This is a genomic window from Pseudoduganella sp. S-14, assembly GCF_049913285.1.
GTDB lineage: Bacteria > Pseudomonadota > Gammaproteobacteria > Burkholderiales > Burkholderiaceae_D > Rugamonas.
Map to the genome: position 1 here is coordinate 2553888 of NZ_CP183991.1, position 13473 is coordinate 2567360.

15 protein-coding genes are annotated in these 13473 nt (G+C 62.6%); 10 read left to right on the plus strand and 5 right to left on the minus strand.

The features are described from left to right. The first annotated feature begins 91 nt into the window (after window positions 1–91). Genes purU through ACN9MZ_RS11825 form a run of 7 tightly spaced genes read left to right on the plus strand, consistent with a single transcriptional unit; the run spans window position 92 to window position 5810 of the window. Window positions 92–961, plus strand: a complete 870-nt coding sequence (gene purU, locus ACN9MZ_RS11795) for a formyltetrahydrofolate deformylase (protein WP_426342311.1) — start codon at window positions 92–94, stop codon at window positions 959–961. A gap of 6 nt (window positions 962–967) precedes the next feature. Next, the gene (locus ACN9MZ_RS11800; RefSeq protein ID WP_426342312.1) at window positions 968–1504 is read left to right on the plus strand and encodes a YaeQ family protein; all 537 of its coding nucleotides are present in this window, start codon (window positions 968–970) and stop codon (window positions 1502–1504) included. A gap of 31 nt (window positions 1505–1535) precedes the next feature. Next, the gene (locus ACN9MZ_RS11805; RefSeq protein WP_426342893.1) at window positions 1536–2252 is read left to right on the plus strand and encodes a M48 family metalloprotease; all 717 of its coding nucleotides are present in this window, start codon (window positions 1536–1538) and stop codon (window positions 2250–2252) included. 21 nt (window positions 2253–2273) lie between these two features. Then, a complete protein-coding gene (locus tag ACN9MZ_RS11810; RefSeq protein ID WP_426342313.1) occupies window positions 2274–2687 on the plus strand; it encodes a DUF2946 domain-containing protein in 414 nt (137 codons plus the stop codon). 35 nt (window positions 2688–2722) lie between these two features. Then, window positions 2723–3169 (plus strand): copper chaperone PCu(A)C, encoded by a 447-nt coding sequence (locus ACN9MZ_RS11815; RefSeq protein ID WP_426342314.1) that lies wholly within the window; start codon window positions 2723–2725, stop codon window positions 3167–3169. 10 nt (window positions 3170–3179) lie between these two features. After that, the gene (locus tag ACN9MZ_RS11820; protein WP_426342315.1) at window positions 3180–3566 is read left to right on the plus strand and encodes a YcnI family protein; all 387 of its coding nucleotides are present in this window, start codon (window positions 3180–3182) and stop codon (window positions 3564–3566) included. Window positions 3567–3575: 9 nt separating this feature from the next. Next, a complete protein-coding gene (locus ACN9MZ_RS11825; RefSeq protein WP_426342316.1) occupies window positions 3576–5810 on the plus strand; it encodes a TonB-dependent receptor in 2235 nt (744 codons plus the stop codon). Window positions 5811–5874: 64 nt separating this feature from the next. On the opposite strand, the gene ACN9MZ_RS11830 is transcribed toward ACN9MZ_RS11825, so the two are convergent. Next, window positions 5875–6645 carry a head GIN domain-containing protein gene (locus ACN9MZ_RS11830; protein WP_426342317.1) on the minus strand — a complete coding sequence of 257 codons (771 nt, stop codon included), beginning with the start codon at window positions 6643–6645 and terminating at the stop codon, window positions 5875–5877. Window positions 6646–6784: 139 nt separating this feature from the next. On the opposite strand from ACN9MZ_RS11830, the gene ACN9MZ_RS11835 reads away from it, so the two are divergent. Both ACN9MZ_RS11835 and ACN9MZ_RS11840 read left to right on the plus strand, forming a co-directional pair. Continuing rightward, window positions 6785–7420 carry an SAM-dependent methyltransferase gene (locus ACN9MZ_RS11835; RefSeq protein ID WP_426342318.1) on the plus strand — a complete coding sequence of 212 codons (636 nt, stop codon included), beginning with the start codon at window positions 6785–6787 and terminating at the stop codon, window positions 7418–7420. 78 nt (window positions 7421–7498) lie between these two features. Continuing rightward, window positions 7499–8611 (plus strand): type IV pilus twitching motility protein PilT, encoded by a 1113-nt coding sequence (locus ACN9MZ_RS11840; protein ID WP_426342319.1) that lies wholly within the window; start codon window positions 7499–7501, stop codon window positions 8609–8611. A 123-nt stretch (window positions 8612–8734) separates the two neighbouring features. On the opposite strand, the gene ACN9MZ_RS11845 is transcribed toward ACN9MZ_RS11840, so the two are convergent. Beyond that, a complete protein-coding gene (locus ACN9MZ_RS11845; protein WP_426342320.1) occupies window positions 8735–10018 on the minus strand; it encodes a c-type cytochrome in 1284 nt (427 codons plus the stop codon). A 12-nt stretch (window positions 10019–10030) separates the two neighbouring features. Further along, window positions 10031–10714: a c-type cytochrome gene (locus tag ACN9MZ_RS11850; RefSeq protein WP_426342321.1), complete on the minus strand. Its 684-nt coding sequence runs from the start codon at window positions 10712–10714 to the stop codon at window positions 10031–10033. A gap of 91 nt (window positions 10715–10805) precedes the next feature. Between ACN9MZ_RS11850 and ACN9MZ_RS11855 the strand changes: the two genes are divergently transcribed. Continuing rightward, the gene (locus ACN9MZ_RS11855; protein WP_426342322.1) at window positions 10806–12239 is read left to right on the plus strand and encodes a PLP-dependent aminotransferase family protein; all 1434 of its coding nucleotides are present in this window, start codon (window positions 10806–10808) and stop codon (window positions 12237–12239) included. Here ACN9MZ_RS11855 and ACN9MZ_RS11860 read toward each other — a convergent pair. Further along, window positions 12222–12878, minus strand: coding sequence for a 3'-5' exonuclease (locus tag ACN9MZ_RS11860; protein WP_426342323.1), 657 nt, complete (start codon window positions 12876–12878; stop codon window positions 12222–12224). The genes ACN9MZ_RS11855 and ACN9MZ_RS11860 overlap by 18 nt on opposite strands. Continuing rightward, entirely contained in the window at window positions 12878–13354 is a 477-nt protein-coding gene (locus tag ACN9MZ_RS11865) for a ProQ/FINO family protein (protein WP_426171102.1), read from the minus strand. The genes ACN9MZ_RS11860 and ACN9MZ_RS11865 overlap by 1 nt, the downstream gene beginning before the upstream one ends. Window positions 13355–13473 lie beyond the last annotated feature (119 nt).

A 13473-nucleotide genomic window follows, 5' to 3' on the forward strand; every position in this document is an offset into this window, starting at 1 on the left:
TTATAAAAAAGTACGGTCATTCTATTCCGGAATTTGCCAGACGTGGCAATGTTCATGCGACAATACCGTCCCGCCCATGACTTAAATTGCCATGAATCACCCAGAATACATCCTTACGCTCTCTTGCCACGACCAGCGCGGCATTGTCCATCGTGTATCGGGATTTCTGGCTGAACATGGTTGCAACATCATCGATTCCGCCCAGTTTGGTGACGCGGAAACGCAACGTTTCTTCATGCGCGTGCACTTTGCGCGCGAGGATGCCGCCGTCACCGATGCCGTGCTGCGCAAGGATTTCGCCACGGTGGCGGAAGCCATGGGCATGGAATGGGCGCTGCACGATGCGCACGCCAAGCCGCGCGTAATGCTGATGGTGTCCAAGATCGGCCACTGCCTTAACGACTTGCTGTTCCGCTACAAGAGCGGGCTGCTGCCGGTCGAAATTCCAGCCATCGTGTCCAACCATATGGACTTCTACCAGCTGGCGGCCAGCTACAACATTCCGTTCCACCACCTGCCGCTGGCAACCGGCGCGCCGGAGGAAGCGAAGCGGGCGCAGGAAGCCCGCATCGCGGAACTGATGGAAAACCACAAGGTGGACCTGGTGGTGCTGGCGCGCTACATGCAAATCCTGTCGCCGTCGATGTGCGAACGCCTGAAGGGGAAGGCGATCAATATTCACCATTCCTTCCTGCCCAGTTTCAAGGGCGCCAAGCCGTATGCGCAGGCGCACAAGCGCGGCGTGAAGCTGATCGGCGCCACCGCCCACTTCGTGACCGGCGACCTGGATGAAGGCCCGATCATCGAGCAGGACGTGGAGCGCGTCGACCACGCCATGGATTCGGATGCGCTGACCGCGATCGGCCGCGACGTCGAGTGCGTGGTGCTGGCGCGCGCCGTGAAATGGTTCGTCGAACATCGCATCCTGCTGAACGGCGATCGAACTGTAATCTTCAAATAATTAGTAATGGCACTGAAATCTACGATCTACAAGGCGGAACTGTCCATCGCGGACATGGACCGCAATTACTACGCAACCCATATGCTGACCCTGGCGCGCCATCCGTCCGAAACGGATGAACGCCTGATGGTGCGCATCGTCGCCTTCGCGATCCACGCCGATGAAGCGCTGGTGAATGCGAAAGGCATTTCCGATACCGAAGAACCTGACCTGTGGCAGATGGACCTGACCGGCGCCATCGAGTTGTGGATCGAAGTCGGCCAGCCGGACGAGCGCCGCATCCTGAAAGCGGCCGGGCGTTCCGAGAAGGTGATGGTGTATTCCTATAGCTCCGCCTCGCACGTGTGGTGGAAGCAGATCGCCAGCAAGATCGATCGCGCCAGGAACGTCAGCGTGGTGAACATCGACGCCGAGGCTAGCGCCGCGCTGGAAAAGATGGCGCAGCGCTCCATGCAGCTGCAGTGCACGATCCAGGACGGCCAGATCTGGCTGACCGACGGCGCCACCACCGTGGAAGTCACGCGCGAGGTCTGGAAGTCCTGATCCGGCGAATCGGTGGCAGAATGTGCTCATCATGTTGCGCTACCTGATTGCCTTCCTATTCCTCGTCCAGGCGGGCACGGCCCAGGCGGTGACGCAGGCTGAAGTCATGGCCGGTTCCGCAAAGCTGTATCGTGGGCAGATCGATGAGCTTCGCAAAGGCCGCCTTGACGACGATGAGCGTTTTGGCGCGCGGGTGGCAGCGCTGGCGCGCCCCTTGATCGAGCAGGCGAAGCGCGAGTTTCCGGAATCCGCCGCATGGGACTGGGAGCTGCACACCACGACCGACGGCGATGCCAATGCCTTTGCCATGGCGGGCGGCAAGCTCCTGGTCAGCCGCGCCTATGTCGATGAGCTGGCGCTGTCCGATGCGGAACTGGCAATGCTGCTGGCGCACGAAATCATGCACGCGGTACTGCGCCACAACCTGAAGGAATTCGAAGAGGCGCTGCGGCTCGAACCTGGGCGGGCGACGCAGCCCTTCGCCGAGTTCGAACACGATATCGACAACGATAATGCTCTGATGCGCAAACTGGCGGGCTTCAATCAGCAGCAGGAATTGGAAGCCGACCGCGAAGGCCTGCTGTTTGCGGCGCGCGCCGGATGGCCGCCGCAGGCGCTGGCGGCCTATTTCCGTAAGCTGGCAAAGCACAGCCACTCCGCCAATTTCGCACGCTTCGACCATCCTTCACCGGCCAGCCGCTGGCACGCCGCGCGGGAGCTGGCTGCGCAAATGGAAGCGTCCCGCTAGGCTATAATGCCCGCCATGCATATGAAATCGTCAACCCGCTTGCGCTGGATCTGGATCGCGTGCTTCGCCGTCCTGATGAACGCACTTGCGCCGGCAATTTCGCATGCGGTGAACGGCAAGCCGCGCACCTGGGAGATCTGCCTGAACGACGGCACGCGCGTGACCGGTGTCGGCGATCTCGATTACGCCACCTTCGTGGTCGTGACCGACCGCAGCAAAGCGCAGCTCCCGGCGCAACCAATGGCGCAAATGGACATGGAAGACTGTTCCTACTGCTTGCCGCATGCCGGCTGGTTTGGCCTTGCGCCAGCCGACCTTGCCTTGCTGTTACCCCTCGAGGGTGCGACCATGCGCCCAACCCTGTTCTACCAGTCGCCACAACCATTGCCGGTGTGGTCTGCGTCCAATCCGCGAGGACCGCCTGCACACGCCTGATTTCGTCCCCCATTTAACGAATCAAGGAGTGAAAAATGAAAAAGCAGTTCTTCGCGCTCGCAATGTCGATCGCCTTCGCCGCCTCCGCCGCGGCACAAGTTACCGTGCGCGAGCCATGGATTCGCGCCACCGTGCCGGCCGCGCAGGCCACCGGCGCCTTCATGGAGCTGGTTTCCAAACAGGACGCGCGCCTGGTCGAGGTGCGTTCGCCTGCCGCCGGCATTATTGAAATCCACCAGATGTCGATGCAGGGCGACCGCATGATGATGTCGGCCGTCGAAGGCATCGACCTCCCGGCCGGCAAGCCCGTGGCGCTGGCATCCGGTGGCTACCACATCATGATGATGGACCTGAAGCGCCAGATGAAGGCGGGCGAAATGGTGCCCATGACGCTGGTGATCCAGGGCAAGGGCAAGAAGCAGGAGACGGTGCAAGTGCAAGTGCCGGTCAAACCGCTGTCGTACGCCGCTCCCAAGCACTAAGGAGCCGACCATGAAAAAATACCTGATGGCCGCAGCACTGCTCGCGGCAGCGTCCGCGCACGCCCATGTCTCGCTGGAACAGCGTGAATTTGCGGCGGGCAGCTACCAGAAACTGGTGTTCCGTGTCGGCCATGGCTGCAATGGCAGCCCCACGGTGGCGGTCAGCATCCGGCTGCCGGAAGGCTTTGCGCCGATGAAGCCAATGCTGAAGAATGGCTGGAGCATCGAGCGCACGCCCGACAGCCTGGCCTGGCGCGGCGGTCCCTTGCCTGACGAGTTCTACGAGGAATTTGTCATGTTCGGCAAGATGCCGGCGGCGGGAAGCCACACCTTCAAGATCGTCCAGTCCTGCCAGTTCGGCAGCGCGAACTGGGAAGCCACCCTCGAAACGCGCTAGGGGCTGATCATGAAATTCCAATACAAACCGCTGGCCGCAATGCTGGCGGCGATGGGCTTGGCTTGCCCGGCGCAAGCGGACCACGTGGTGACGATCAACGGCGGCCGCCCGACATCGCTGCCTACGCAGATACCGACCACGATCGAGGGTATCACCGGCGCGCAGGTGGAAGAGCGCATCAATGCCTTCGATAGCGAGGATGCGCTGAAATACCTGCCAAGCCTGAATGTTCGCAAGCGTTTTATCGGCGATTACGACCATGCCGTGCTGGCGAGCCGCGCTTCCGGTACTGGCAACAGTGCGCGTTCACTGGTGTATGCGGACGGCACCCTGCTCTCCAACCTGCTGGGAAATGGCGCAAGCTACACGCCGCGCTGGGGACTGGTGACGCCGGAGGAGATCGAACGCGTGGACGTGCTGTACGGTCCGTTTTCAGCCGCCTATGCCGGCAACTCGGTGGGCGCGGTGGTGGATTTCCAGACCCGCATGCCAAGCAAGCTGGAGGCGCACGCCAAACTGTCGTGGGTGGGCCAGGATTTCGAGCAATACGGAACTGAGTCGCGCCATACCGGCAGGCAGTACAGCGCCTCGCTGGGTGATCGGACGGGCGCCTTGTCGTGGTGGCTGAACCTGTCGCGCCTTGACAGCGACGGCCAGCCGATCGCCTTTGCCAACAAGCTTTTGTCGGCAGGCGTGGCGCCAAAGCCGGGCGAGCCGGCCGGCGTGGCCGTAACAGGGGCTGTTGTGGATCGCAATCCCGCCGGCAAGGACTGGTACATCCTTGGCAGCACCGGCCAGGTGAACACGGTGCAGGACCACGCCAAGCTGAAACTGGCATATGATTTGTCGTCAACGCTGCGTGCCAGCTACACGCTGGGCTGGTGGCAGAACGATGTGGTGCGAAGTGCCGAATCGTATTTGCGCGATGGCGCAGGAAATGCCGTGACCAGCGGCGCAATCAATATCGGCGGCAAGCGTTTTACGCTGCTGCCATCCGACTTTGCTGGTGCGCGTGCGGACCTTCAACACGTGATGCACGGATTGTCGTTGAAAACGCACGGGCGCGGCAGCTTCAATTGGGAGATCGCCGGCAGTGCTTACGACTATTCGCGCGACCTCGCACGAGTGCCGGCAGGTGGCGGGCAGGGCAACCTGACCGATATGGGAGGCAGTGGGTGGAATACTTTGGCGTTACGCGGTAGCTGGCGCGCTGGCACTGTGCACCAAGTGGAGTTTGGCGTGCAGCGCGAGAATGCCAAGTTGCGCACGCATGTGACCAGCGTGGCGGACTGGATCGCAGGAGCAGACGGCAAGCATGTGTCGACCTTCAATGGCAATACGCGGCTTGAGAGCCTATATGCGCAGGATACCTGGCGGCTGTCGCCGGATTGGAAGGCAACGCTTGGCCTGAGGCACGAGACCTGGCGCGCATATGGTGGTGAAATCTCGGGTGCGACTGGAAAGCTGCTGCCTTTCACCGACCGCCGCGAGCAGACCTGGTCGCCCAAGGCGGCGCTGGCGTGGCGTGCGGGCGAGTCCTGGAGCCTGAAGGCATCCGTCGGCCGTGCGGTACGTAATCCGACCGCGGCGGAGCTGTTCCAGGGTTCCATTGTGGACGAGAGGATCGTCAACACAGACCCGAACCTGCGTGCCGAGAGATCGTGGACCAGCGAGCTGACAGCGGAGCGCATGACAGCGCAAGGTAGTGTGCGCGCCACGCTGTTTGGTGAAGCCACGCGCGATGCCTTGTATTCGCAGCCGCTGACCGTGACTGTGAATACGGTACAGAACGTGGGCAAGATCCGTACACGTGGGCTGGAGTTGTCGCAACAGGCTGATGACGTCCTGACGCATGGACTGACGCTGCAAAGCAGTCTTACCTATGCGGATTCCGAGATCGTCTCGAACGATGCCATGCCTTCCAGCGTCGGCAAGCGGCAACCGCGCGTGCCGAAGTGGCGCGCAAATGCCTTGGCCTCTTACCATGTGGGCCAGCACTGGACCGGTACATTCGGCGTGCGCTATAGCGGCAAGCAGTTCGGCACGCTGGATAACAGCGATCCGATTGGGGCAACGTATATGGGCGTCTCGGACTACCTGGTCGCCGATGTGCGCCTGCGCTACCGCTTCAATCGCCAGTGGACGGCATCGGTCGGTATCGACAACCTGAACGGCGACAAGTACTGGGCCTTCCATCCGTATGCCCAGCGTACGATCAGCGCTGACCTCAAGTTCGACCTCTGACCCACAGTGAACAACGCCCCGCCGGGGCGTTCTCCTTTGCGCAGCGCCAAAACTTTGCACAGGGTCAGTTCGGGCTGCCAGTCAGGCGCTTCACGCTGCCGGAACCCATGACGCTCTTGGTGAGTTGCGGCTCGCCGTAGTAGCTCACATCGCCCGAGCCGGCCACGCTGACCGACAGCGATTGCGTGGCCCACACCACAGCCCGGCCTGAGCCGCCAATGCTGACCGCGGCTTCCCGCGTCGCCAGTTGCCCGGTGTGGACCTTGCCCGAACCGCCAATCGACACCTTCAGTTTGTCGGCCGAACCGCTTGCCTTCAGGTTGCCGCTGCCGCCGAGGGAAACAGTGACGGACTCGCCTTCGATATTGCGCAAGTTCATGGACCCTGAGCCGCCGACGTTGAAGGACAATTTGCCGCCACGCAGGCCTTCCGCATCGACCGAACCGGAACCGCCAACCGAAATGCGTTCCAGATTCTTGGCGGTGATCACAACCTTCAGGTTGCGGGTATCGAACTGCAGGTTGGGGCGGACAGGGCGAATTTGCAGGGTGCCGTCTTCCACCACGGTTTCGATCAGCGGCAGGATGTTGTCATCCGATTCGATGCTCACGCTCTCGGTATTGCCGATGCGGACTTCGACGCTGCCAGGCAAACCCAGGCCAAGGCCGGTGAAGTTGGCCGCTTCCCGCGCCTGCCTGGAGATTTTGCCATTGCCCTGCACGCGTTCGCCGGCAAACCAGCCCAGCGGCGCGGCCGAGACCATGGCAAGGGGAGCGGCGACAGCAAAAACGGAAGCGGCGACCAGGGCATTGCGCATTGCGGCAGACATCTTCATCTTGTTTCTCCTGAATTTGATTGAGAAACATCGTATCGAAGCCAGCGCCCGGATGCCTGCGCAATGCGACAGGACGCCGCCTTGCGGGATCAGAATGCAAATGCCGCGGGCAGGGCGTCGCTCCTGTATCATTTCGCCCATGCTTACCATCATCATCAAACAGGGCAAGGAGAAATCCATCCTTGCCGGCGACCCCTATATTTACCTGTCCGCCATCGAGCGCGTCGACGGCCGCCCCGCAGAGAAAAACAATCCAGGCGCCACGGCCACGGTCGTGTCCTCATCGCGCCAATTCCTGGCGCGCGCCGCCTATAACGCCAAGTCGCAGATCGCAGCCCGCGTCTGGACCCTGCGTGAAGACGAGCCGGTCGACCACGCCATGGTGAAACGGCGCGTGCGTGCCGCCATCGCGCGCCGCATCCATTCCCTGCAAACGGCGCGGCCAGATGAACTGGTGCCGATCGTGCTCGGCGACGAAGATGGCTTGTCCGGCCTGTTGGTGCAGAGTTATGGCGGCAAGGATGGCTACCTGGTGTGCCAGTTCCAGTCGGCCGCGGTGGAAGCGTGGAAGATCGCTATCGTGCAGGCCCTGATTGCCGAAACGGGTTGTCAAAATGTTTACGAGCGGGCGGACAAGCTGATCCGGGAAGGTGAGGGCCTGCATGTGAAGTCGCGTGCGCTGGCCGGCGAGGAACCGCCGCAACGGCTGACTGTGAGCGAGCGTGGACGCAGTTTTTCCTACGATATCCGCACCGGATTTGAGTATCCGAAATAAATGTTGTTCACCAGCCACTTACATTCTATAAAGCAAATGCAATAGAATCTTGCGTAACAATTGGAGAACACAGGCACAATGGAAACCTCGCAAATTCGCACCCTGACGTATATCGAGAACGAAGACCATCCGGTCTTTGGCACCCTCGTCGAGCAAATCCTGCACCTGCTGAATTCCAAACTGGTTTTTTCGGACATCCTGATCCACCAGAACAGTCCTTTGCTGCTGCGCCAGCCGAAGGGCCTGGTGGCCGTGACCGATTCGCCGATCACGCGCGAAGAGCTGGAAGAATTCTTTGAAGTGGTGGAGCCGAACTGGCGCGAACGCATCCAGGACCGCGCCTTCGACCGCGCCATCGACCTGCACACCGCGCGCATCCGCGCCAACTGCTTCAGCTTCCAGGGCAAGAAGCGCCTCGGCTGCGTGATTCGCCGCTTCCCGAAAGAACCGCTGCTGTTGTCCGGCCTGGGCCTGCGCCCGACGGAAGAAAAATTCGCGCAGCTCTCGAGCGGCCTGGTGCTGATTATTGGCGACACCTGCCAGGGCAAGTCGACCACCATCGCCTCGATGCTGGACGACATCAACAAGAACCGTTCCGGCCACATCATCACCATCGAAGATCCGGTCGAGACCCTGATCCCGCAACGCAAGTGCGTGATCACCCAGCGCGAAGTGGGTTTTGACGGCGACGTTGAAACCTTCGACCTGGGCGCCAAGGATGCGCTGCGCGAACGTCCTGACGTGATCGTGATTGGCGAGATCCGCGATGCGGAAACCGCACACGAGGCGCTGGCACTGGCCGAATCCGGTCCGCTGGTGCTGGCCTCGCTGCATGCACGCTCGACTGAGCTCGGCCTGCAAAAGATGATCCGCCTGCTAGGCAACACCGAACCGCAACGCCAGGCACTGGCGCACGCCCTGCGCGGCGTGCTGTGCCAGGCGCTGATGCCAGCGATGGATGGCGACCGCTACTATCTGGCTACTGAAAGCCTGACCGTCAATCCCGACGTGGCGGCCGTGATCGAAAACGGCAATGTCGCCGACCTGCGCAATGTCATGGAGCGCAAGTCCGCCCCCGGTTGCTACACGATGAACGAATGCCTGCGCAAGCTGCTGGCCGAAAAGAAGGTCAGCATCGAAGACGCCCGCCACGCCACCACCGACCGCCTCGGCTTCGCCGACATGCTCTAAGAACAGCCGAGCCCGTGTCACACCATGGGGTCACACCCCGAATGGGACACGGGCTCATCCGATACCAGTTGAGACCGTGTCCCACTTCGGGTGTGACCCCAGGGGTGACACGAGCTGGGCTGTTTATTCCAGCGGCACGTTGCGGTAGCGGTTGACCGTGGTGCTTTCGACCGGTGGGGCGTTGTTGCCCCATGCGGCGCGCAGGTAGGACACTACTTGCGCCACTTCCACATCATTCAAGGAATGGCTGAACGGCGGCATGCCGTAGGGACGCGGGTTGCCTGCCGTGCCGGGGGCGAAGCCGCCATTCAGCACAATGCGGATCGGGTTTACCGCTTCGTCCATCGTCAGCGCGCGGTTGCCTGCCAATGGCGGGTAGTGCGGCGCGATGCCTTCGCCTTTTTCACCGTGGCAGTCTACGCACGCCTTGCTGTAGATCTTTTCGCCCGCTGCGAGCCAGGCGGCGGCTTCAGGTTCCTTTGAACGTTCGTACGGCTCGCGGCTGCCGCTTTCGTTCGGCAGCGATTTGAGGTACACCGCCATGGCGCGTGCGTCTTCATCGCTCAGGTGCTGCAGGCTTTCGCGCACCACTTCCGCCATCGGCCCGAACACGGTGGCGCGCTGCGAGACGCCGGTCTTCAGCAGGTCGGTGATGTCTTTTAATTCCCAGTCGCCCAGGCCGGCTTCCCGGTCGGAGGTGAGCGAGGGCGCGTACCAGCCCAGCACGGGAATCAGGCCGCCTGACAGGCCTTTGTCGCTGGCGCCCAGGGCGTTGCGTTCGCTGTGGCAGGCAATGCAGTGGCCGGGGCCTTGCACCAGGTAGGCGCCCCGGTTCCATTCGGCGGACTTGCCGGTGTCTGGCGTGTACACCGCGGGCTTGAAGTACAGGGCGCGCCATACCGCCAGCATGGCTTGCTGATTGTAGGGGAAGCGCAGGGTATGCGGCTGGCTGGCCTGCTTCACCGGTGCGATGGACTGCAAATAGGCGTACATCGCGTCCGAGTCGTCGCGCGTCATTGCGGTGTAGTTGGTGTATGGGAAGGCTGGGTACAACAGGCGGCCGTCCTTTGCTTTGCCGTTGTGCAGCGCGTTCCAGAAATCGTCGGCACTCCAGTTGCCGATGCCGGTGTCCTTGTCTGGCGTGATGTTGGGTGACATCACGTTGCCGAACGGCGTTTGCAGGGCGCGGCCGCCGGCAAAGGCGGCGCCGCCACGCGTGGTATGGCAGGCCATGCAGTCGGCGGCCTTGGCCAGGTAGGCGCCACGCGCCGCCTTTTCTGCGATCGGCATGGTCTTCGAGGCGGCGCTTGGCGCCGGACCTGTGTCGTGCTTGGGCCAGAGGAAGCCGACCGCTGCGACGACGAGCAGCAGCGGTACGGCGATGGCGATTTTCGTATTGCGCTTCATGGTCGGTTCTATTTATTTGTGGATGCCGCCGCATTCCATCGGCAGTTGTCCGGGCAGGGCGCTGGCAGGACGCGCGTTCGGATCGGCAGGTTGTGCGGCCAGCCAGCCGGAGACGGCGGCAACGTCGGATTCGCTCAGGCGATTGGCCACTTCGGCCATGCAGTCCGGCGCGAGCGCCTTGCGTTTCTGGTTGCGCCAGGCGCCGAACTGGGCGTTGATGTAGTCGCGCGGCAGGCCAATCAGGCCGGGAATCGCGGGTGCCACGCCGGTCATCGCATCGCCGTGGCAGGCCACGCAGGCCGGCACTTTGCGCGAAGGGTCGCCCTGGTGCACCAGCACGCGGCCACGCTCGATCATTTGCGGCGTGGCGCTGGTGGCCGCTGGCGGCGGGTAGGGGGCGTGCTGTTCGGAGAAGTACTGGGCGATCTCCCGCAGGTAGGCATCCGGCAGTTGTTCGACCATATACGTCATCATCGGGTACTGGCGGCGCCCCTGCTTGAAGTTCAGGAGCTGGTTGTACAGGTAGCCGGCGGGCTTGCCGGCAATGCGCGGGAAGAAGGCGTCACCTTGTTCGTTGGCCTTGTGGCAGGCAATGCAGGCGGCGACACGCTGCTCGACGGTGTCCGGCAGGCTGGCCGGTGCGGCCAGCGCGGAGGTGGCCACAATTGCGGCGCCAAATGAGAGAATGCGGAGCATGATGAATCCGTTTTTCTTGTGATGGGTCAAGGATACGCCTGCGAGGCAGAGAATAACAGGCTCAGAATGGCCACGGAATGAGGGTATCAGTTTGAAGCTTTACGAAGCGCTAGCCGACGAACTGGCGGGCTTGATGGCGTCCGGCGTGCTGCGGCCGGGCGAGAAGCTGCCTTCGGTGCGACAGCAGCAGGAGCGGCGCGGCGTCAGCCCGTCCACCGTGTTCCAGGCTTATTACCTGCTCGAGGCGCGTGGCCTGATCGAGTCGCGCCCGCGCTCGGGGTATTACGTGGCTTCGCGGCGCTTTGCTGCCGCGCCGGAACCGGAGGTGTCGCGGCCCGATGCGGCTTCCACCCTGGTTGACGTCAGTGAGCTGGTGTTCCAGGTGCTGGAGGCCAGCCGGGCGCCGGGCAGCGTGCCTTTGGGTTCCGCCTTCCCCAGTCCCTTGCTGTTCCCGCTCGATAAGCTGGGGCGCGCGGTCGCGGCCAGCATGCGCCATATCGATCCCTGGAGCACGATTGCCGACCTGTCGCCGGGGAATGCGGAGTTGCGGCGCCAGATTGCTTTGCGCTACCAGTTGGATGGCTTGCAGGTGGCGCCAGACGACGTCGTGGTCACCAATGGCGCGCTGGAAGCGCTGAATCTCTGCCTGCAGGCGGTGGCGCGGCCGGGCGACACCGTGCTGGTGGAGTCGCCGAGTTTCTACGCGGCCTTGCAGGCGCTCGAGCGCATCGGCTTGAAAGCGGTTGAAGTGGCGACGCATCCGCGCGAAGGGATCGAACTCGGGGCGCTGGCGGCGGCGCTGGAGCAGCACAGGCCGAGCGCCTGCTGGCTGATGACCAGTTTCCAGAACCCTCTTGGCAGCCTGATGCCGCCTGAGAAGAAACGGGCCCTGGTCGAATTGCTGGCGGCGCATGACGTGCCCCTGATCGAGGATGATGTGTACGGCGAACTGTATTTCGGCGCGCAGCGGCCGGCGCTGGCGAAGCGGTTCGACAGCAAGGGACTTGTGATGCATTGCAGCTCGTTTTCAAAATGCCTGGCGCCGGGATTCCGGGTTGGCTGGGCTGCGGCGGGGCGTTTTTCGCGGCAGGTCGAGCGTCTTAAACTGACTACCTCGCTGTCGGCGGCGATGCCTTCGCAGCTGGCGCTGGCGGAATACCTGGGGCAGGGTGGATATGAGCGGCATCTGCGCCAGTTGCGTGGTGCGCTGGCGAGGCAGCAGCGGCAGATGCTGGCGGCGATCGCGTCGCATTTCCCGGCGGGGACGCGGGTGACGCAGCCGCAGGGCGGATATTTCCTGTGGGTGGTGTTGCCGGAGTCAGTGGATGCGCTGGAGCTGCATCGGCTGGCATTGGCGCACGGAATCAGCATTGCGCCGGGGCCGATGTTCAGTGCGAAGCGGGCGTTTCGCAATTGTATTCGCCTCAACTACGGGCATATTTGGGATGAACGGCAGGCGCAGGCGATTGCGAAGCTTGGGGTGCTGGCGAAAACCGGGAAGCCAGTATCAGACCCTTGGACCTGAAACTGCCTGGCCGGTTTTGGGGCGCTTGGGCGCCTTGATCGGCGGCAGCACATTGCCGATGCCGATCCAGTGCCGGTACACGCGCAGCGCCACTTGCGCATCGTCGGCTGCGTAAAGGATCTGCTTTTCATTGAGCCGCGGCGTGGCCCAGTTGGTGGTCGAGATCTTCTTGGACTTGCTCAGCGTCTGGCCGAAATACTTGGCGACAGCGCTCTTGGCGCCCAGGTCATTCTTCTGGCCCGGCGCGCGCAGCACCACGCCCAGGTCCACCACTTTCAGCGGCTCGATGCCCAGCTTGGCGCGCACGCGCTTGATGTCGTCGGACAGGCCGAAGCCGATCTTCAGCGTCATGTCGGATTCAAGGATAGCCTTGACCACGGCCAGATGGGGAAAGGCAGCGCCAACCTGGAACAGCCAGGCATGGCGGTCGTCGGCAAACTGGATCAGGTGCGGGCCGTCCGAGCTCTCGCCCTTGACGAAGGTCGGCTTGGATTCGGTATCGAAACCGATCGCATCGGCCGCCAGCAGGGCCGCTTGCGCTGCCTCCGCTTCGGCGGCGGTTTTCACGAGCCTGACGTCGGCCAGCCGGATGCCTTCATAAGGAGGCAGCTCGGGGACCGCTTCTGGCGCGTCGCTCATTACTTCCTGGAGAATTTGGCGGTCAACGCCTGCAGCTTCTCTGCGCGGCGGCGCTCGGCTTCCTGGGCGGCCGCAGCTTCGCGTTCGGCAGCGCGTTCAGCCTTGCGACGCTCCACTTCTTTCTTGTAGCGTTCAGCCAGGGTTTCCTTGGCGTGCTTGCGGTGTTCGTCGGTGACTTCAGCGCCGGTGCTGCCATCCAGGTTGTAGCGGACGGTGGCTTTTTCCATGGCGCGCAGGTAGCGCTGCGAGGAGGTGTGGATGCCCAGGGCGGCGCGCATCAGCTTGCGGTTAAGCTCCGGCATCGCGGCAATGAGCTGTTTGTCGATGCCGATCGACAGCGGCAGGCTGTCGCGGAACGGGGCATACTGTTGCTGCAATTGCTTGAGCAGGGCGCGTGCGGAATTGGGAGCGGCAGGTGCGGCGGCTTGGCCTTCGGCCGGCTGCTGAGGGGTAGTGCTAGTGTTCATCGACTTCATAGGTTAATCAAGAGCCGCCAGCATACCACGAGGCAAGCGCCCGGCGCATTGTGTTTTCGCTCATGATGTGGTTTTGATATCGAATTAATGGGTGCAGTCTGGGTCGAAACCTTGTATAA